The organism is Paraburkholderia sp. IMGN_8, from assembly GCF_038050405.1.
GTDB lineage: Bacteria > Pseudomonadota > Gammaproteobacteria > Burkholderiales > Burkholderiaceae > Paraburkholderia.
The window spans coordinates 2,893,301-2,912,467 of the sequence record NZ_CP150901.1 but is presented as its reverse complement, the minus strand read 5'-3'; the positions used below and the strand labels follow the sequence as shown (position 1 = coordinate 2,912,467).

Sequence of the window (19,167 nt, the reverse complement as noted above, 5' to 3'; positions counted from 1 at the left end):
CACTTTGCTACTAGCGCCGCAGTTCCGACATGATTTTTTCGGCGAGAAAGTCGCATGGCGGCCGCTTCGATTTCGCGCTTCGCGCAAGTATGACTTCCAGCGCGGCGATCTCGGGCAAGCCCTGTGCATGGCCGAGCAAGGTGAGGTGAGGGGGAACCGCACAGCGCGCGAGCGGCGCTACCGCGAGTCCCGCTTCGACCATGCTGAGAAGGCCTAGCAGGCTGGGGCTCTCGTAAGAGGTCCGATAGGTGATCTTCGCCCGTTCAAGACTGCGGATCGCGTTTTCTCGAGCGACGCTGCCCGGCAGGAACACGGCAATTGGCAGCGGCCTCTCGCGCCAGATGTCATGCGCGCTGGGCGCCGCGGCCCAGACCATCGGTTCGAGTCGGATGAACTCGCCCGAGAGGCCTTTTACGCGTGTCCCGCAGACCAGGTCGACCGATCCGTCCTTCACCATGGGTGCGAGCGCGACGCTCGGCAGTCCGACGACCTGAATCTCGACCTTCGGGTATGTGCCGGAAAATTTCTTGAGGATCGACGGCAGCAGCGACGACGCGTAGTCGTCGGGCACGCCGATGACGACTCGACCGGTCACGTCGGGACGGACTACCGCCGCCCACGCTTCTTCGCGCAGCGCGAGCATACGCCGCGCGAACGCCAGCAGGACCTCGCCGTCTTGCGTCGGGATAACGCTTCTCGGCTTGCGCACGAAAAGCGGCTTGCCGAGCGCGGTTTCGAGCGTCTTGATCTGCATGCTCACCGCCGATTGCGAGCGATGGACGACTTCCGCCGCGCGACTAATGTTCCCCGTGTCGGCCACAGCCACAATCATCGTCAGAACGTCGAGATCAAGGGTCTTCATTGGTATCAGATAAATCGATAGATACCATCAATATTACGCGATTTTCTTAGGTGGCTGCGTCGTGCATAGTGCGGGAAAGGAGCCAATGTATGAATGCGCGAACCGACCCCTCAATCCTTGCAGTCCCGGAGTTGTGCTTTGTGACCGTCCCGTCCGGCATTAGCGTGCCCTATGTGGCCTGCGGTTCCGGAGAGCCGTTGCTGTTCGTGCATGGATCGCTTTGCGATTACCGCTATTGGAGCAGTCAAACAGCCTTCCTTTCGAAGCATTTCCTCTGCATCTCGGTCAGCCTCAGCCATTACTGGCCGGCGGCCGAGGCTTGCATTCAAGGAGAATTTGGCTGGGAGACACACGTCGCGGAACTCGCCGAGTTCATTGCTGCAATGGACCTCGCGCCGGTGCATCTGGTCGGGCACTCGCGAGGAGGGTGCGTGGCATTCCACGTGGCGCGCGAGTATCCGCGGTTGGTGAAAACGCTGACGCTCGCGGATCCGGGTGGCCCGTTGCAAATCGATGGGATGTCGGAAGCATCGTTGCCACCTGCGACCAATGCACTTCGCACCAAAGCCGCCGACCTGATTGTAAGCGGTGCGATTGACGCCGGACTGGAGCTTTTCGTCGACTCGGTGAGCATGCCCGGCTTCTGGCGCAAAAGTCCCCCCAGTTTCCGCGCGATGGCGATCGACAACGCCGGCACGCTTCCAAAGCAGTTTCGCGATCCTTTGCCTGCGTACTCACGTGACACAGCGCGTGACGTGAAGTGCAGGACGTTGCTGATCGAGGGGCAAAAGAGCCCTCGCATGTTTCGCAACAACGTTGAAAAGCTCGCGGATTGGATCGATTACGCGGACAAACAAACCATTGCGGGCGCATCGCATGGGATGAACGTCGCGAATCCGGGGGTATTCAACCGGCTTGTCCACGCCTTCGCGAGTGCCTGATCGCGTCGATCGTCGAAGTCGATCGGCTTCATCGGTATCAGAGCCGTCGACCAGGCCTTCGGCGCGGGCACGCGTTCGCGCGATGACTGGAGAAGTGCCTGCACCATGATCTGCCTGCAACGATGAAGTTCGCAGCGAATTTCGTTCGATATGCTTATTTTTCAGGATTCGAATCTAGTTTGAGGTTTCTTTTGGCCACGGGCTTCTTGCGCGCTCCGAGGGTGGTCAGAATTGCTTCCATTCGGGTTTCGTCGGCGGAGCCAATGGCATCGGTAGCTGAATTGAAAGTACAGTCGAGTCTGACACAGGCGTGGTTAAGCGCACGCGTAATTTCGTCGATCATCGCCTGAGTGGATTCGTCGTGCGCATTCGCGCGAAGTGCGACGCGCAGATCGTCCAATTTACGAGTGAGCATTGGCACGACCTTGAGGCGAATGACCATCCGCTGATCCCTTTGTGAGGGGTCAAAAGTGGCGCACGCTTCGGAAAGCGCGGACAGTTCGGATTTCGTTGGCGAAGTGGTGCTGTCCATTGTGATACAGGTGTTGTATGCGGGCGATTCCGCAAATGAAAAAGGGCGTCGTGAGAACCGAACACGACGCTAGAACGTTCTCGCTCCGTGGATGACCGGAGCTATGCCAGAACGTGAGAGACAGTGCGATCTTGCGGTTCCGGAAAGGGCGCTACTGGCGAGTTGTGCTCGTCGTCTGCAGCATGTTCAATAGGGTATTGGTCTGTTCCAGCAGCGTTGAGTGATATTCGGCTGGTAGGGGTAGGTCATCCATGAGCGACATTGTGTCTTCAATCCCGTGGCGAAATGCCTTCGCGATCTCCTCGCGTTGAGTTGCCGTGAGGAGTGGGAACGTGGCATCGATGAATTTTCTCATCACCACAACCTGTGCACCGAAACGGGAAACGGCCTTGCCGTTCGACATCAACAGATCAGTCAGTGATTGCAGAAGCGCGTCAGGATTATTCAAAACCATGAATCCTCAGAACGTTTCCCAGTCGGCGCTACTTGAATCCGCCGAGACGGTCATGCCGGTGCTAGTCGTGGCGGTGGTTGATTGAGAAGCTGTTTTCGGTTTGGCCGGTGCCGTACGACGGGTGGTTGGAGTCTTCGCGGTGGACGGGCGCGGTTTGCTTTGCGGAATAACCGCTCGTGGCGTAGATTGCCCCGTGTCGGCGAGGTTGAATACCGATACTGCGTCCGTCAGCCTGGTTGCCTGGTCTTCGAGTGACTGTGCGGCTGCCGCAGCCTGTTCAACGAGCGCGGCATTCTGTTGCGTCACTTCATCCATTTGACCGACAGCCTGATTCACCTGTTCAATGCCGCGGCTCTGTTCTTCAGAAGCTGCTGCGATCTCGCCGACAATATCGGAGACCTGCTTGATTGCCTGCTTGACCTGCCCCACGGTCGAGCTAACTTCGAACGCCTGTTTTGACCCGTCTTGAATCATGGCGACGGACGAGCCGATCAGCTCCTTGATCTCTTTCGCGGCGGTGGCAGAGCGTTGGGCCAGACTGCGAACCTCACTGGCAACGACAGCAAAGCCGCGCCCCTGTTCGCCAGCACGGGCCGCTTCAACGGCGGCATTCAGTGCAAGGATATTCGTCTGGAAGGCAATGCCTTCGATCACACCGGTGATTTCCGAAATCTTGGTTGAGCTGCTGCTGATCTTTTCAATCGTTCCTACCATGCCTTGGACAGCCTCGTTACCTGCGTCGGCGATATCGGTGGCATGCGTTGCCAGTGCATTCGCCTGACGTGCATTGTCGGCGTTCTGCTTCACCGTTTCCGTCAACTGCGTCATGCTTGCCGCGGTTTCTTCAAGCGACGCTGCCTGTTCCTCCGTCCGCGCCGACAGATCGGTGTTGCCGCTAGCGATTTCCCGCGATGCCACCGAGACCGATTCAGTGGTGGCCTTGATCCCGCGCACCGTATCGCTGAGCTGCCGATCCATTTTCCTCAATGCTTCGAGAAGCTGGCCGAACTCACCTCGCGAATCCACGGTAATCTGATTTTCCAGTTTTCCAGCCGCGATATGGTTTGCAACGTCTACGGCTTTGTTGAGGGGCTTCGAGATCGCGCGTAGCAGATAGACGGACGCACCAATGGCGATGATGATGCCGACGCCGACAAGCGTGACAGCAATCCAGAGGATCGTTCTGAAGGTCGATTCGCTATCGTCGGCAAACTGTTTGGCCTGAGCCAGATTGAGCGTGGTGTCCTGGTCCACCGCGTCATCCAATGACCTGGATACCGGGGAAAGTTTTTCGATTGAAGAAGAGACCGTGTCGAAATTGCCCGCTTTGGCAGCAGCTATCGCTTCGTTCGTTATTGCTGTGAACTGGGATAGGGCGCTTCTGATCCGCTCTGCGATCTCACGTTCCTTGTCGCTGGATATGCCGCCCCGGTAATATTGGTTCCACGACTTATTGAGACGTTCAAAATCGGCTTGAATTGCAGAGACGGATTCTGCCGTTTTAGTTGGCTCCCGGAATACCTGAATGCGCCTCAGCATAAGGCGTGCATTGAGCTCGGCCGTACGAACGTCTGTTAGATCGGCAATTGGAACAGTATTGCCGGAATAGGAGTTGCTCATGTTCCAGTTTAATCTGGAAAGTCCTAATGTCGTGAAGAGTCCAATGACAGCTATGAGCGTCACGCATACACCGAACGCGAAGACGATCTTGAATTTGATTGTTTGTACAAAGCTGTTCACGTTGCTTCCTTCGTAGCTTGGGTATGCAAGGTCGTGCGGGAAGGGTTCAGGGCCACGACACCTCCAAGGGTATACGGCAGGACTTGCTGCTACTGAAGGGGCGATTGCCGGTCATCAAGTAAAAAATATAAAACGTAGATCTATTGAGATTTTGCTTAGCATAATTTAGCTTTCTGCAGATCGTCAATGCTACAGGTTGAAATACGCTTTTCCACTAAAACACTCAAAGCAGGAATTGCTGATTTTGTTGTAGGGAAATACCGACAACCATTGCCGTCTATTAGAGAGCCGCGGCTGGAATGACATCGAAGCCGCCTTTGGGATCGTGAATCTGGCGCGCTTCGCGCAAGCTTGATCGCCGCTGACCGATCTGGTAGCGGACGCTCGTCGTATGCCGGCGAGCGTCCGGAAAGGCCGCGCAAAGGGCCGAAACCTGAGGTCGAATCAAGCGGCAGCTAATGGAAATCCCGTATTACGCATCGCCCTCCGTGAAAGCCGAGGGAAGGATTCGCGCGCCTAGAATCGCTCCGTCAATGTAGACAGGCGGCATTCCGCCGCCGCAGACAATAACGGAGACAATCGATGACCCCGAGCTTTCGCACGCTGCGCCATATCGCCATCGCTTCCAGCCTGCTGTTCGGCCTTGCCTCGCAACAGGCGACGGCGGCTGACAGCGGCAAGATCACCATCATGGTGGGCGGCATCACAAAGCTGATTTACCTGCCAGCGCGCCTGACCGAACAGCTCGGCTATTTCAAGGACGAAGGGCTCGACGTCGAGCTGCTGTCGCAGCCGGCTGGCGTCGACGCTGAAAACGAACTGCTGGCCGGCGCGGTCCAGGCGGTCGTCGGCTTCTACGATCATACGATCGACCTGCAAACCAAAGGCAAGGACGTCAAGGCGATTGTGGTGTTCGGGCAGGTGCCGGGCGAGGTGGAGCTGGTCTCGACGAAGGCCGCGGATACGATCAAATCGATGGCTGACGTCAAGGGCAAGACACTCGGTGTCACGGGCCTCGGATCGTCGACCAGTTTCCTCACGCAATACCTCGCGGGCCAGCACGGCATCCAGTCGACCGAATACACGATGCTGCCGGTGGGCGCTGACGCCAGCTTCATCGCGGCGATCAAGCAAGGCCGGATCGACGCGGGCATGACGACGGAGCCCACCGTATCGGCACTGCAGAAGTCCGGTGATGCCAAGGTGCTGGTCGATATGCGCTCGGTCGAGGGCACGAAGGCGGCGTTGGGCGGCACCTACCCGGCGTCGAGCCTCTATGTGCAGGCGGCCTGGGCCGATTCGCACAAGGCTGAAGCCGCGAAGCTCGCGCACGCGTTCGTTCGCACGATGCAGTTCATCCACACGCATAGCGCGGAAGAAATCGCCGCGAAGATGCCCGACGACTATCAGAAGGACAAGCCGCTCTACGTGAGCGCGTTGAAGGCGTCGCTGCCGATGTACACGGCGGACGGCAGGATGCCGGCGGATGGACCGGCGACCGTGCTCAAGGTGTTGTCGGCGTTCAATCCGTCGGTCAAGGGCAAGCATATCGAGCTGGGGAAAACCTACACCAACGAGTTTGTCGGTGGGAAATAAGCCGGCGCCTGCCGATCGTTTTTATGTGTCTTATTTCGCAGGACAGCAAGCCACCGATCGCGTTGCGCGATTTCAGCATGACGGCCGGGGATCCCCTCATAACGCGCCACCGGTGCTACTTCGTACATCGGTAATTTCACTTAGTTGTACAGGTGAGACGGGAAAGGAGCGTGAAGGATTGAGGTAACTAGGATTGCACTCATCGGTTGGCCGTCGCTGCGTGCAGCAAAAACGAAAATTTCAATGTAGTAATCTGAGGAGACGATCTTGAAGAAAAAGTATCTGGCGATGGCCGTCACGGCCGGCGCATTCGCCGCGACCGGCGCGCACGCACAGTCGAGCGTCCAGCTTTACGGCCTGATGGACCTGAGCTTCCCGACCTATCGGACGCACGCGGATGCGAACGGCAATCACGTCATCGGCATGGGCAACGACGGCGAACCGTGGTTCAGCGGCAGCCGCTGGGGCCTGAAGGGCGCGGAAGATATCGGCGGCGGTTCGAAGATCATTTTCCGCCTGGAGAGTGAATTCGTGGTCGCCAACGGCCAGATGGAAGATCCGGGCCAGATCTTCGACCGTGACGCATGGGTCGGTATCGAGAACGACACGTTCGGCAAGATCACGGCAGGGTTCCAGAATACAATCGCCCGCGACGCGGCAGCCATTTATGGTGATGCCTATGGCAGCCCCAGACTGTCGACGGAAGAAGGTGGCTTTACTAATTCGAACAACTTCAAGCAGATGATTTTCTACGCGGCCGGCCCGACCGGTACGCGCTATAGCAATGGCGTGGCGTGGAAGAAGCTGTTCAGCAACGGTATCTTCGCCAGCGCAGGCTACGCATTCGGCAACTCGACGAGCTTCGGCTCCAACTCGACCTATCAGGCTGCGCTCGGCTACAACGGCGGACCGTTCAACGTGTCGGGCTTCTATAGCCACGTGAACCGCGTTGGCTTTACCAACCAGTCGTTCTCAGTGGGTGGCAACTACACGTTCGGCATTCTGCGCGCCAACGCGGGTTACTTCCGTTACCTGGGCAACCAGGGCGCGCTCGGCCAGCGCCAGGACAACGCCTGGACGGTGTCGCTCAAACTGTCGCCGAAGGGTCCGCTCGACTACGAACTCGGTTATCAGCAGATGCGCGTGCACAACGCCGCGTACAACAGCAGCGGCGATATTCCGAACGCGAACGTCGGCGCGTTCGATCCGACCTCGGGTCTCCACAACGGCTTCAAGGAAACGCTGTACGGTTCGGTCTTCTATCACCTGTCCAAGCGAACCGAAGTGTATCTCGCCGGCGACTACATGAAGCTGCATGGCGGTTATACGGTGGGGAGCACCTTTGGCGCGACCAACCAGCTCGAGCTGACCACCGGCGTGCGCACGCGCTTCTAACCGGGGGTATTTCCTCGTAGCACCTCCATTGACCGAGGTGCTCCGAATGGCGGCGACGGATTTTATCCGCTCGCCGCTTTTTCATTTTCGGCAGATCATGGTCTTCTGCGTCGGGGTGTGTAGTCCCGGCATTCATCCTGCCCCGGCGCGGATGTCAATTGTCTGATCATTGCTGGTGAGCCCAGGAAAGTTTCCCTTGAAGCGAACGGCGGTCCAGGCAATAGCGTTGCGTCATATGGCAGGAGGTGTGCGATGAACGCTCGAGCGACGATGTGGCGCGTTTTCGCCGGTTTACTCACGTGCGGCTTTCTGGTCGGTCTCGCTGGATGCGATGCGTTGCGCGGACCACCGGTAGCGGAATGGCCCGGCCCCCACGCGCCATACCCCTTCCCGGACGACGTTCCGCATCGTACCCAATGAGTTGCAAGCACCCGGGCGTATTCTGCCTTGATAGCAGGAGCGGGAGAGCGCCGCAGAAGGTCAATCAGCAACGCCGCACGTCACGTTCGTTGCGCTACCCAGCGCCGGCGCAACGAACCAACCCATCACGTCTACGCACTTTGCGCGTACCCGCCGTTGCGTTTGAATGAAGTCGCGAAGAAGAGAACCTGATACTGGACCGCATTCGCCCAGTACGTCCAGGTATGTCCGCCTGGACGTTCCGCGTAATCGTGTGGCACGCCGAGCTCGACGAGCCGCTCATGCAGCGTGCGATTCGAAGTGACGAAAGAGTCGTTGACGCCGCAATCGATAGTCAGCGCGATATGGGCATTTTCAAAGCTGCGGGCATTTTCGACGATCGCCTTGCTGTTCCAGAAGGCAGCGTGTCGAGCGGGGTCGCCGAATACCTCGTTGATGCCGGGCTCGTCTTCGCAGCCGCGCGGATCGACCGCGCCGCTGATGCTCCCGGCGGCACCGAATGCGTCCGGCCGGTCCAGCGCGATGTGCAAGGCGCCGAAGCCACCCATGCTCAAACCGGTGATCGCGCGTGACTGTCGCGCGGCAATCGTGCGGAAATGCGAGTCGATATACGCCACGACTTCCGCACCCACGTACGTTTCGTAACGGCTGCGCGGATCGACCGGGCTGTCGATGTACCAGCTTTCATGACCGCCGTCCGGCATCACGAGGATCACGTGATAGCGGTCCGCCAACCTGGCGATGTGCGAATTCGTGGTCCAGTCGGTGTAGTCACCGCCGGAGCCGTGCAACAGATAGACAACGGGGAAGCGGGCGGCTTCTTTGCCGCGGATATATTGGTCGGGCAGCACCACGGTCGCCTCGAACGATTTATGCATCGCGGCGCTGGGAATGGCGACGACCCTGGACTGAAATGCCCAAGCAGGGTTCGTAAAAAGCAGCGTCAGAATAAGCCAGAATGCACGAGCTGTATTCATGGGTTGTCGCTCCTGTCCTTTCTGCGTGTCCGCAAGAAAACCGTCCTGCATTCAGCGGAAAAATACCTCGGAGACTCTAGCAACGGCGACTTACAACCAAATTTCAGCGAACCATACGGTCTTGTCAGCTTGAGGCGGCGACGCGATTACCGGTTTTCGATGCGACAGAGAGGCTCTGGCGGCCTTATATACGACCCAATTCAGCCTTGATATTAAAATTTATCCTTTATTATCAATTATTTAACATTATTTCAAACTTCCCCCATCCCCGCATGACATTGTTTAACCGTCCGCTTTTTGCCCCATCCAGATAATAGTCACCGGCGCGGTCGGTTTGAGCGCAACGCTACTTCTGAACCCGCCGTACATACGTTTTTCAATAGCAGGCCATTACTTATCAATGGGGATGACAATGAAATTCACGCGCTCAGGCGCAGCCACGCCTTGATTCTCGGCGCGCTGGCGGCCTGGGGGCCGACATTGGCGTTCGCCGATTCGACTATAGTTGCCGACGTACAGTTCAACGATCAGTTCCTGATGAAGCCGAGACGCCAGAGCGTCGACGTATCGCGCTTCGAGCGCGGCAATCCGGTGCAACCTGGCGAGTACATCGCCGACCTCTACGTGAACGGCAACTGGGTGGGCCACAACGCGTTGCGCTTCGTTGCACGGGACGGGACTGACAGCGCGGCGCCGTGTTTCTACAAGGCGCTGATCGAGCCGCCGGGCGGTTCGGGGTAAGTGGTGTTCCTCTGCCGCGTCAACCGCCAACCTGCCGGGCGCCGCGCCTAAACCCTGGGGTCAACCCGAATTGCAGCGAGGCCTCCATGCGCCTATCTTTCTACATCATACGTATGATCTAGAGAGTAAATCGTGGCAACCTTGCACAGGCAGGTTCTAAATCAGATGGGCGAGCAGATTTGCTCAGGCAAATTCATGCCCGGCGATATTCTGCCGGCCGAGCCCGTTCTCGCCGAGCAGATGCAGGTGAGCCGCATCACCATCCGCGAGACGATGAAATCGCTCTCCGCCAAGGGCATGCTCGAGGTGCGCCGCCGTTACGGCACGGTCGTGCTGCCGCGCTCGCAATGGCAATTGTTCGATCCGGACGTGATCACGTGGCGTGCGCGAGCGGGCGCCACCGAGCCGAGTCTCGTCGAAGACCTGATGGAACTGCGCCTGATCATCGAGCCGAACGCGGCCAAGCTCGCTGCGAAGCGCGCGACCGAAGAGGATCGCGTCGCGGTGCGGCGCGCATTCAAGGCAATGGAGCGTGCGGTCGCCGGCCGGGGCGAGTACGTTCCCGCCGACCTCGCGTTTCACGGCGCCGTCCTCACTGCCTGCCACAACCAGTTCATCCAGCAGATGCAGAACGCGTTGTCGGCGATCTTGCGTACGAGCTTCGAACTCAGCTCCGAGATCGCCGGTGGACCGGCCCGTTCGCTGCCGATGCACGAAGCGCTTTGCGTCGCGATCGAGAATGGCGATCCGGCAGCGGCTGAACAGGCTGTGCTGACACTCATCGAGCGTGCCGAGAAGGATTTCGAGGACCGCGCCGCCCTGAATCGCACCGCCAACGACCAGCCCGCCTAGCTGACTGCCTGGCTAGCTGCCAGGCGGTCTGCCTAACGGCCTGCCCGGCAGCCTCGCCAACGAGGACCCCACACTAACGTTATCGCGAACGTATCAATGGTCGCGAGGGGCGCACTCGCGCCTCGCAACTGAATCGAGAGGATCAGCACATGACACAGTTATTCGATCTGAGCGGCCGCACGGCGCTCGTCACCGGTTCGGCGCGCGGCATCGGCTTCGCACTGGCAGAAGGACTCGCGGCTGCGGGCGCCAGCGTCGTCCTGAATGGCACACGCGCCGATACGGTTGACGAAGCCGTCGACCGGCTCAAAAGCAAAGGATTCAACGCACAAGGCCGCGCGTTCGACGTCACCGACGAACGGGCTGTCGTCGACGCATTCGCGCAATGGGACAAGGACGGTGTGCAGATCGATATCGTGATCAACAACGCCGGTATCCAGTTTCGCAAGCCGCTCGTCGAACTCGAACTGAACGACTGGCAGCGTGTGATCGATACGAACCTGACGAGTGCATTCATCGTTGCGAAGCAAGCCGCACGACGGATGATTGCGCGCGGCACCGGCGGCAAGATCATTAACATCGGCTCGCTCACGAGCGAAGCCGCGCGCGCGACCGTAGGCGCCTATACGGCGGCGAAGGGCGGCGTCAAGATGCTGACCCGCGCGATGAGCGCCGAGTGGGCGGCGTCGAACATTCAGGCGAACGCGATCGCTCCGGGCTACATCCTGACCGACATGAACAAGCCGCTGATCGAAAACGCCGCTTTCGACGCCTGGGTCAAGAGCAGCAATCCTTCGCAACGCTGGGGCAAGCCGGAAGAACTCGTCGGCACGGCGGTGTATCTGGCTTCGCAGGCGTCGAGCTATGTGAACGGCCAGATTATCTACGTCGACGGCGGCTGGCTGGCCGTTCTTTAAATGCAGGTCCACGCGAGTAGAGCAAAACAAACAGCCACTCGCATCAGATAGTCCGTACGCCGCACCGATCTGGAGACATCATGGAAAGCGTCAAACCCGTAGCAACCCAAAGATGGTGGTATCTGATGCCCATCATCTTCATCACTTACAGCCTCGCCTATCTCGATCGTGCGAACTACGGCTTCGCCGCGGCGGCCGGAATCGACAGGGATCTCGGCATCACGCACGGCACGTCGTCGCTGATCGGCTCGCTGTTCTTTCTCGGCTACTGCCTGTTCCAGGTGCCCGGCGCGATCTACGCGCAGCGCAACAGCGTGAAGAAGCTGATCTTCTTCAGCCTGATCCTGTGGGGACTGTGCGCCGCGGCAACCGGCATGGTCAGCAACATTCCGATGCTGATGGCCTTGCGCTTCGTGCTTGGCGTGGTGGAGGCGGCCGTGATGCCGTCGATGCTGATGTACATCAGCCGATGGTTCACGCGCAGCGAACGCTCGCGCGCCAACACGTTCCTGATTCTCGGCAATCCGGTGACGGTGCTGTGGATGTCGGTGGTATCGGGCTATCTGGTGCACAGTTTCGGATGGCGCGAGATGTTCGTCCTTGAAGGCTTGCCGGCGCTCGCATGGGCGGTGGTCTGGTGGTTCACGGTGAAGGATCGGCCGGCCGACGCGCCCTGGATGACCGCCGCCGAAAAGACCGAACTCGACGCGCGTCTGAAGGCCGAGCAGGCGCACATCGCGCCGGTGCGCGATTACAAGGCGGCGTTCCGTTCGTCGATCGTGCTGAAGTGCTGCGCGATTCACGCGCTGTGGAGCGTCGGCGTGTACGGCTTCATCATGTGGCTGCCGTCGATTCTCAAGGCCGCTTCGACGATCGATATCGTGTCGGTCGGCTGGCTGGCCGCCGTTCCGTATCTTGCCGCGATCATTCTGATGTTGCTCGCGTCCTGGCTTTCGGATAAGACGCGCAATCGCAAGCTGTTCGTCTGGCCGCTGCTGCTGATCGGGACCATCGCATTCGTGGCTTCGTATCTGATCGGCGGGTCGCACTTCTGGATTTCGTTTGCGCTGCTGGTGGTGGCGGGTGCGACGATGTATGCACCGTATGGTCCGTTCTTCGCGCTCGTGCCGGAGCTGATTCCTAGCAACGTGCTGGGCGGCGCGATTGGCCTTATCAACGCGTGCGGAGCGCTCGGCGCGTTCTGCGGTTCGTGGGTGGTCGGCTATCTGAACGGCGCGACCGGCAGCCCCGCCGTTTCATACATCTTCATGGCGGGCGCTCTGCTGCTCTCGGTCATCCTGATGATCACCGTGCCCGCGTATTCGGAGGAGCAGGCGAAGCGTGAAGGATCGCTCTCGCTGCGTCGCACGTAAGGCTCAACGAATTGCCCGCGCCAGTCCTGCGTTCCCGGCGCATCAAGCCGGGCAGGACTGGCAGCCGCCTGCCTGTGCGGCAGGCAAGCAAATCAAAGGGACCGCTGATGAAATTCCAAAGCACATCCACCTTGAGCAACGGGCAGGCGCGATCCGCGGTCGCGGCCAAAGCCACGAAAAGACGTTTCGTTGTCGGTTTCCTACTGTTCCTCGGCATCGCGGTCAACTACATGGACCGCAGCAATCTTTCGCTGGCGGCTCCGCTGCTCGGACGCGACCTGAATCTGAGTCCTGTGCAACTCGGGCTGATTTTCTCGGCGTTCGGCTGGTCGTACGCGATTCTGCAGATTCCAGGCGGGATGCTTGTCGATCGCGTGAAGCCGCGCCTCCTGTATGCGATCCTGCTGTGCGGATGGTCTGTGGCGACCTGCCTGCAGGCGGCCGTGAATGGCTTCTCGATGCTTTTCGGCTTGCGGGTGTTGCTCGGCACGTTCGAAGCGCCTTCGTATCCGACCAATAACCGTGTCGTCACAACGTGGTTTCCCGAGCGTGAGCGAGCGACTGCGATTGCGTTCTACACCTCTGGGCAGTACGTCGGCATCGCGTTTTTCATGCCGCTGCTCGTCTATGTTCAGGCCACGTTCGGCTGGCGCGGCATGCTGTTCTTCACGGGCGCAGCAGGTGTCGTGTATAGCATTGTGTGGTTCATTTTCTACCGCGATCCGAAGGACAGCAAAGCTGACGCCGCCGAACTCGATTACATCCGCCAGGGCGGCGCTCTGGTCGATGTCGGCGAGCAGGGCAGCGCGAGGAACGGCGGTTGGGCCGATTTCAAACATGTGCTGAAGAACCGCAATATCTGGGGCGTGTTCATCGGCCAGTTTTGCCTGTCGTCGATCCTGTGGTTCTTCCTCACATGGTTCCCAACCTATCTCGTCAAGTATCGCGGGATGACGACCATCAAAATGGGTTTCATGGCATCGGTTCCGTTCCTCGCGGCCTATGTCGGGATTCTCTGTTCAGGGTTTCTGTCGGACTTTTTGCTTAGACGCGGGTTCTCGGTCGGCTTTGCGCGCAAGGTGCCCGTCATTACCGGCCTCGTGCTCGCCACGTCGATCGTCGGCGCCAACTATGTTCAGGACCAGACCGCCATCATTCTCTTCATGTCACTGGCGTTCTTCGGTAACGGCATGGCGTCGATCACCTGGGCGTTTGTCTCAGCGCTCGCGCCGAAGAGCCTGATCGGCCTCACCGGCGGCATGTTCAACTTCATGGGCAATCTCTCGGCCGTCGCCGTGCCGATCATGATCGGCGTGCTGGTCAAGGACGGACACTTCGAATCAGCGCTGGTATTTATCGGTTCACTGGCGCTGATCGGCGCGCTGTCTTATGTGTTTATCGTCGGCAAGATCGAACGCATCGTGCTGCCCGAATGAGCCGCGTGAAGCAGCGAGGTCTTTGGCTCCAACGAAATTATTGAAACAGGAGTTTTTCATGGAAGCGCGCGCCTGCGTATTGCACGCAGAAAAGGATTTGCGGATAGAGTCCGTCGATGTGGCGGACATCGGGGAGAACCAGGTGCTGGTTCGCATCGGCGCCGGCGGAATCTGCGGGTCCGACCTGCACTATTACCTGCATGGCGGCTTCGGTGTGGTACGCGTGAAGCAACCGATCGTGCTCGGTCATGAAGTCGCGGGGACAGTCGAGGCTGTCGGCGGCAAGGTCTCCCGCGTCAAACCCGGCGATCGCATTGCGCTGAATCCGAGCCGCCCGTGCGGACATTGCAAGTTCTGTCTGGCAGGAGAACAGCAGCATTGCGCGGACATGTGGTTCTACGGCAGCGCAATGCGAGTCCCGCACAGTCAAGGCGCGTTTCGCGAACTGATCGCGGCCGAGGAATATCAATGCGAACCTGTCGGGACCGCGGTCTCGCTTGGCGAGGCGGCCTGCGCTGAACCTTTGGCTGTCGCGTTGCATGCGGTCAGTCAGGCCGGTTCTGTGACCGGCAAGCGTGTGCTGGTGACTGGTTCTGGCCCGATCGGCGCGCTGGTGGTGGCGGCCGCCCGCTATGCCGGCGCGCTCGAAGTGGTAGCCACCGACATCCACGACGCGCCGCTCGCGAAAGCCACGGAAATGGGCGCCAGTCGCACGCTCAACGTCTCGATGGAGCGGGGTCTGAAGGCGGACGAATTCACTGCGGAGAAGGGCTATTTCGATGTCGCGATTGAATGTACCGGCGCGGCGGCTGTGCTGAAGGACGTGATCCCGGCGTTGCGTCCGCGCGGCACCATCGTGCAGGTCGGCGTCACCGGCGACGTGCCGATTCCGATCAACGCGCTGGTCGGCAAGGAAATCCGCCTGCAGGGCGCGTTTCGCTTTCATGGCGAATATGCCCTGGCCGCAAGGCTCATCAAGGAAGGCCGCATTGACGTGAAGCCGATCATCACCGCCACGCTGCCTGTCGAGCGCGCGATCGAGGCATTCGATCTTGCGGCGGATCGCAGCGCGCAGATGAAAGTGCAGATCACGTTCTGACGAAGAACCACACAAGCGGCGTCTAATTCATTGATTCGATTTTGGCAGACAGAAAATGGCAACCCTTATTACCGATGTAAAAGTCATCCTGACCGCGCCGGAAGGCATCAACCTGATTGTCGTCAAGGTGGAGACCAGCCAGGACGGTTTGTACGGCCTCGGATGCGCGACGTTCGCCTACCGGCATGTCGCGGTCAAGTGTCTGATCGAGGAATATCTGCGGCCGCTGCTGATCGGCCGGGACGCCGAGGCGATCGAAGAACTATGGCAACTGATGCATCAGAACGCTTACTGGCGCAACGGTCCGATCGAGAACAATGCGATCTCCGGCGTCGATATGGCGTTGTGGGACATCAAGGGCAAGATGGCGAACATGCCGCTCTACCAGCTCTTCGGCGGCAAGTGCCGCGAGGGTGTGCCCATCTATCGCCATGCGGATGGCCGCGACCTGAACGAGTTGTGCGAGAACATCCAGAAATATCGCGAGCAGGGCATCATCCACATCCGCTGCCAGAGCGGCGGCTACGGCGGAGGAGGCTATGGCAAGGCGCCGTCGGGTGCGCCCCACGGTGCCCCGGACGGCGTCTATCTCGACAGCAGAAAATACATGCGGGAAACGCTCAAGCTGTTCGACGGCATTCGCAGCAAGATAGGTTTCGATGTTGCCTTGTGCCACGACGCGCATGAACGTCTTAAGCCGGTTGACGCGATCCGTTTCGCGTGCGAGTTGGAACAGTTCGACCTGTTCTTTCTCGAAGACGCGATCGCGCTCGAAGAAGGCGACTGGATGCGTCAGTTACGGGCGAAGACGACCACGCCTTTGGCGCAGGGCGAGCTCTTCAACAATCCGTCCGAATGGCGATTTCTGATCACCGAGCGCTTGATCGACTTTATCCGGGTTCACCTTAGCCAGATCGGCGGCATCACGGCGGGACGCAAGCTGCAAATTTTTGCCGAGCAATTCGGCGTCAGGACGGCGTGGCATGGTCCGGGCGACATGTCGCCGCTGGCGCATGCAGCGAACATCCACATCGATCTCGCTTCACGCAATTTCGGCGTGCAGGAATGGTCCGGAACCGAGCCGCCCAACTTCGTGATCCAGGAACTCAAAGGGCCGAGGGCAGCTTTGCTGGATGTATTTCCCGGCCTTCCTGAGTTCAGGAACGGATACGTTTACGCCAACGACAAACCGGGTTTGGGCGTGGACATCGACGAAGCCGAGGCCGCCAAATATCCGTGCGAAAACGCCGTGACCACTTGGACACAAACACGGCTGAAGGATGGAACGCTTCAGACTCCTTGACAATGACGTTTCCTGCCCTGGCAGCGTTGAGCGGTGATTCGGGCCCAGACGTGGGCTCAAGTGCTCAACTGCGGCGAAACACGACGTGCGAAATCCTTTGCACAAGGAGCGCCGCCGCCAGCGACGCAACCGCGGTCAACCAGACGCCGATATGAATCGACTGAACCAGCGCATCGCGTGCGGCGTCGATGAAGACCAACGGGTTCAGTCCGGACGGCTTCATATCGGCGACCAGCTTTGCTCTCAACGCTTCGTCGATGAGGATTCGCAAATCGACAAAGCGCGGCAGCCACTGCGCGGCCACCGGTTCGCCAAGCACACTCATGGTGCGCGTCACCACGTTGCTGTAGTGATGCGAGACGACCGTGGCCACGATGCTCGTGCCGAGCATTCCGCCCACCATGCGGGTGGACTGCAATAGCGCCGTTGTGATGCCGAAGCGTTCGCGCCCGGCAATTTCCTGCCCGAACACGTTCAGGTTGTTGAGGATGAATCCGAGTCCGATGCCTACCGCGGCCATCGGCAGCTCGATCCAGAGATGCCGGGTCGATGCATTGGCAAATGCCAGGCCGATGGAGGCGAACAGCAGCAGCGCAAACCCGGTCGACAGTATTTTCGTGGGCCGGCGCAGATGAATGACGATGCGCGTATTCACCAGGCTGCCGATCGCGATACACGCTGCAATCGGTGTGGCGAGCAGACCGGCTTGTTGCGGTGACAAGCCGAACCCGCCCTGCAACAGAAGCGGCGCGAAAAAAATCAGCGAAAACATCACGAAGCCGGACAGCAGCGACAGCGCGAATAGCGTGACCAGTTGCGCATCCCTGAACAGGTCGAGCGGAATGATCGGATGCGTGGCGCGTTTTTCGCAGATCAGCAACGCAATCGCGGCGGCCACCACGCACGTTGCGAGCACGAGGTTGCCGGTCGTCAGGCCATCCTTCGGCACCGCCTCGATGAATGTCTGCAGGCCGCCCAGCGCGAGCGCGACAAGTCCGGCGCCGAGCCAGTCGATACGCACCTCGCCTTCGCGAGGACGATGAAAGTTCGGCAGATGCGCCCAGATGAAATAGAACGCGGCGGCACCCACCGGCAGGTTGATCAGGAAGGTGGCGCGCCAACCCCAATGCTCGCTTATCCAGCCGCCCAGCGACGGTCCCGCCGCGGTGCCGATCCCGTACGCCGCCGCCATCACCACCTGCCATCGAACCCGCGCGCGGGGATCGGGAAAGAGGTCGGGTATCGAGGCGAAGGCGGTGCCCACCATCATTCCGCCGCCGACGCCTTGCAGACCTCGCGCGATCGCGAGGAACAGCATGTTGTTGGCAAGGCCGCACAGCACGGATGCGGCGGTGAACGTGACGACCGCCGCGATGACGAAGCGCTTGCGGCCGAAATAGTCGCCGAGCCGGCCGAACACGGGCACCGTCACGACCGAGGCCAGCAGGTACGCGCTCGCAATCCATGCGTAGTACTCGAAGCCATGCAGTTCCGCGACGATCGATGGCAGCGCCGTGCTGACGACCGTCTGGTCGAGTGCGACCAGCATGTTGACGAGGCCGATGCCGAGCATCGCGAAGAGGGCGTTGCGGAAAGTGAGGGCAGGCGGGGCGAGGGTCACGGATAGGGATCGTACAGTCGGCGGGCGCGGCAGATTATACAAGCCCGGCGCGAACAGCGACGAAGCCGCTTCAGCGCACGACGCTGCGTGCTCGAGCGTGGATCAACTCAGCCCGGCAGCCCAATCCACTGCCGCATCGAACAGACTGCTGCCAGCCGCCGACAGGTTGCCGAAGGTGTCGTTGTTCAGGAAGAACATGACGCGCCGTGCCGGGGCCAGTGATTCGTAGTCCATCGTCGCGCCTTTCTCGTAGGCAAAAATTGCTGCCTTCTCCGGTTGGCCATAAAGCGTCGCAATGACGGTTGCGCCGAGTCCGGGCTTGCCCCAACTCATCGCGGCCTGTTTGCCGTAGACGTTGGTGACGCCGGCGGGCAAACCCGCCGCGATCGGATGGGGCGCATTGACGAGCCACAGATAGCGTTCCTTCTCCGCTTCGCCGAAGTCGACGTCGTGCCGCTTGCCGGTCATTGCGAAGTCGTCGAGCAGATCGTTTTCCCACGTCAGCAACGGTTTGGCGAGATAGCGCCAGCCGCTCGGCACCTGCTTGGACGAAACCGTCGACGAGATCACGACGAGATCGGCGTCGCCGATTGCCTCAGGCGGTTGCGCCTGATCCAGCATGCGCACGCTGTAGCCTCGCGCGCCGAGATGCGCGGCGATCTTCTGGTCGACGGCCAGGTTGGGGCCGTTCAGTTGCACGACCATGACGACTTTCCTGCCCGCGCCGGCTCCGCTCGACGCGGCCTGTGCGACGGGCGCCGTGCAGGCCAGCCACGCGCCGAGGCCGGCTGCGGTCAACAACGCGCGGCGCTTCCGGATGGGTTTGATTTCAGTTTCAGTCCGGCGATTCAGAAGCTTCATAGGGGTTTGGTCTCACGTTGATCGATCAAAAGCGCTGCCGCGCGCAA

General features: G+C 59.9%; 17 protein-coding genes. 10 read left to right on the top strand and 7 right to left on the bottom strand.

The genetic code is table 11. The annotated features are described in order from the left end of the window. Positions 1-10 precede the first annotated feature (10 nt). Entirely contained in the window at positions 11-862 is an 852-nt protein-coding gene (locus tag WN982_RS34285) for a LysR substrate-binding domain-containing protein (RefSeq protein ID WP_341316447.1), read from the bottom strand. Between the two features lie 89 nt (positions 863-951). Between WN982_RS34285 and WN982_RS34280 the strand changes: the two genes are divergently transcribed. Then, the gene (locus WN982_RS34280; RefSeq protein ID WP_341319510.1) at positions 952-1,803 is read left to right on the top strand and encodes an alpha/beta hydrolase; all 852 of its coding nucleotides are present in this window, start codon (positions 952-954) and stop codon (positions 1,801-1,803) included. A gap of 154 nt (positions 1,804-1,957) precedes the next feature. On the opposite strand, the gene WN982_RS34275 is transcribed toward WN982_RS34280, so the two are convergent. The 3 genes from WN982_RS34275 to WN982_RS34265 form a co-directional block, all read right to left on the bottom strand. Further along, positions 1,958-2,335, bottom strand: a complete 378-nt coding sequence (locus WN982_RS34275) for a hypothetical protein (protein ID WP_341316446.1) — start codon at positions 2,333-2,335, stop codon at positions 1,958-1,960. 151 nt (positions 2,336-2,486) lie between these two features. After that, a complete protein-coding gene (locus tag WN982_RS34270; protein WP_341316445.1) occupies positions 2,487-2,783 on the bottom strand; it encodes a hypothetical protein in 297 nt (98 codons plus the stop codon). A 12-nt stretch (positions 2,784-2,795) separates the two neighbouring features. Further along, positions 2,796-4,529, bottom strand: coding sequence for a methyl-accepting chemotaxis protein (locus tag WN982_RS34265; protein WP_341316444.1), 1,734 nt, complete (start codon positions 4,527-4,529; stop codon positions 2,796-2,798). Between the two features lie 582 nt (positions 4,530-5,111). Between WN982_RS34265 and WN982_RS34260 the strand changes: the two genes are divergently transcribed. Together WN982_RS34260 and WN982_RS34255 are read left to right on the top strand one after the other, a co-directional pair. After that, positions 5,112-6,125 (top strand): ABC transporter substrate-binding protein, encoded by a 1,014-nt coding sequence (locus tag WN982_RS34260; protein WP_341316443.1) that lies wholly within the window; start codon positions 5,112-5,114, stop codon positions 6,123-6,125. A 267-nt stretch (positions 6,126-6,392) separates the two neighbouring features. Beyond that, complete coding sequence (locus tag WN982_RS34255) at positions 6,393-7,520, top strand: porin (RefSeq protein ID WP_341316442.1); 1,128 nt, start codon at positions 6,393-6,395, stop codon at positions 7,518-7,520. A 551-nt stretch (positions 7,521-8,071) separates the two neighbouring features. On the opposite strand, the gene WN982_RS34250 is transcribed toward WN982_RS34255, so the two are convergent. After that, positions 8,072-8,917 carry an alpha/beta hydrolase family protein gene (locus tag WN982_RS34250; RefSeq protein ID WP_341316441.1) on the bottom strand — a complete coding sequence of 282 codons (846 nt, stop codon included), beginning with the start codon at positions 8,915-8,917 and terminating at the stop codon, positions 8,072-8,074. Positions 8,918-9,361: 444 nt separating this feature from the next. On the opposite strand from WN982_RS34250, the gene WN982_RS34245 reads away from it, so the two are divergent. The 7 genes from WN982_RS34245 to WN982_RS34215 all read left to right on the top strand — a co-directional run bounded on the left by WN982_RS34245 (position 9,362) and on the right by WN982_RS34215 (position 16,638). Continuing rightward, positions 9,362-9,658: a FimD/PapC N-terminal domain-containing protein gene (locus WN982_RS34245; protein ID WP_341316440.1), complete on the top strand. Its 297-nt coding sequence runs from the start codon at positions 9,362-9,364 to the stop codon at positions 9,656-9,658. Between the two features lie 132 nt (positions 9,659-9,790). Beyond that, on the top strand, positions 9,791-10,510 hold the full coding sequence (locus WN982_RS34240; RefSeq protein WP_341316439.1) for a FadR/GntR family transcriptional regulator: 720 nt from the start codon (positions 9,791-9,793) through the stop codon (positions 10,508-10,510). Positions 10,511-10,659: 149 nt separating this feature from the next. Further along, complete coding sequence (locus tag WN982_RS34235) at positions 10,660-11,427, top strand: SDR family oxidoreductase (protein ID WP_341316438.1); 768 nt, start codon at positions 10,660-10,662, stop codon at positions 11,425-11,427. Positions 11,428-11,507: 80 nt separating this feature from the next. After that, positions 11,508-12,800, top strand: a complete 1,293-nt coding sequence (locus tag WN982_RS34230; protein ID WP_341316437.1) for an MFS transporter — start codon at positions 11,508-11,510, stop codon at positions 12,798-12,800. A 107-nt stretch (positions 12,801-12,907) separates the two neighbouring features. Further along, on the top strand, positions 12,908-14,236 hold the full coding sequence (locus WN982_RS34225) for an MFS transporter (protein ID WP_341316436.1): 1,329 nt from the start codon (positions 12,908-12,910) through the stop codon (positions 14,234-14,236). A 58-nt stretch (positions 14,237-14,294) separates the two neighbouring features. Beyond that, positions 14,295-15,335 carry an L-idonate 5-dehydrogenase gene (locus WN982_RS34220; protein ID WP_341316435.1) on the top strand — a complete coding sequence of 347 codons (1,041 nt, stop codon included), beginning with the start codon at positions 14,295-14,297 and terminating at the stop codon, positions 15,333-15,335. Positions 15,336-15,390: 55 nt separating this feature from the next. Then, positions 15,391-16,638, top strand: a complete 1,248-nt coding sequence (locus WN982_RS34215; RefSeq protein ID WP_341316434.1) for an enolase C-terminal domain-like protein — start codon at positions 15,391-15,393, stop codon at positions 16,636-16,638. 64 nt (positions 16,639-16,702) lie between these two features. On the opposite strand, the gene WN982_RS34210 is transcribed toward WN982_RS34215, so the two are convergent. After that, complete coding sequence (locus WN982_RS34210; RefSeq protein ID WP_341319509.1) at positions 16,703-18,211, bottom strand: MFS transporter; 1,509 nt, start codon at positions 18,209-18,211, stop codon at positions 16,703-16,705. A gap of 150 nt (positions 18,212-18,361) precedes the next feature. Further along, entirely contained in the window at positions 18,362-19,120 is a 759-nt protein-coding gene (locus WN982_RS34205; RefSeq protein WP_341316433.1) for a hypothetical protein, read from the bottom strand. Positions 19,121-19,167: the final 47 nt, after the last annotated feature.

What these genes read in the sequence shown, in the direction of transcription:
- WN982_RS34285 (WP_341316447.1), bottom strand. Translation starts at nt 862, where the DNA reads ATGAAGACCCTTGATCTCGACGTTCTGACGATGATTGTGGCTGTGGCC.
- WN982_RS34220 (WP_341316435.1), top strand. Translation starts at nt 14,295, where the DNA reads ATGGAAGCGCGCGCCTGCGTATTGCACGCAGAAAAGGATTTGCGGATA.
- WN982_RS34260 (WP_341316443.1), top strand. Translation starts at nt 5,112, where the DNA reads ATGACCCCGAGCTTTCGCACGCTGCGCCATATCGCCATCGCTTCCAGC.
- WN982_RS34275 (WP_341316446.1), bottom strand. Translation starts at nt 2,335, where the DNA reads ATGGACAGCACCACTTCGCCAACGAAATCCGAACTGTCCGCGCTTTCC.
- WN982_RS34225 (WP_341316436.1), top strand. Translation starts at nt 12,908, where the DNA reads ATGAAATTCCAAAGCACATCCACCTTGAGCAACGGGCAGGCGCGATCC.
- WN982_RS34205 (WP_341316433.1), bottom strand. Translation starts at nt 19,120, where the DNA reads ATGAAGCTTCTGAATCGCCGGACTGAAACTGAAATCAAACCCATCCGG.
- WN982_RS34210 (WP_341319509.1), bottom strand. Translation starts at nt 18,211, where the DNA reads ATGCTCGGCATCGGCCTCGTCAACATGCTGGTCGCACTCGACCAGACG.
- WN982_RS34280 (WP_341319510.1), top strand. Translation starts at nt 952, where the DNA reads ATGAATGCGCGAACCGACCCCTCAATCCTTGCAGTCCCGGAGTTGTGC.
- WN982_RS34235 (WP_341316438.1), top strand. Translation starts at nt 10,660, where the DNA reads ATGACACAGTTATTCGATCTGAGCGGCCGCACGGCGCTCGTCACCGGT.
- WN982_RS34215 (WP_341316434.1), top strand. Translation starts at nt 15,391, where the DNA reads ATGGCAACCCTTATTACCGATGTAAAAGTCATCCTGACCGCGCCGGAA.
- WN982_RS34250 (WP_341316441.1), bottom strand. Translation starts at nt 8,917, where the DNA reads ATGAATACAGCTCGTGCATTCTGGCTTATTCTGACGCTGCTTTTTACG.
- WN982_RS34230 (WP_341316437.1), top strand. Translation starts at nt 11,508, where the DNA reads ATGGAAAGCGTCAAACCCGTAGCAACCCAAAGATGGTGGTATCTGATG.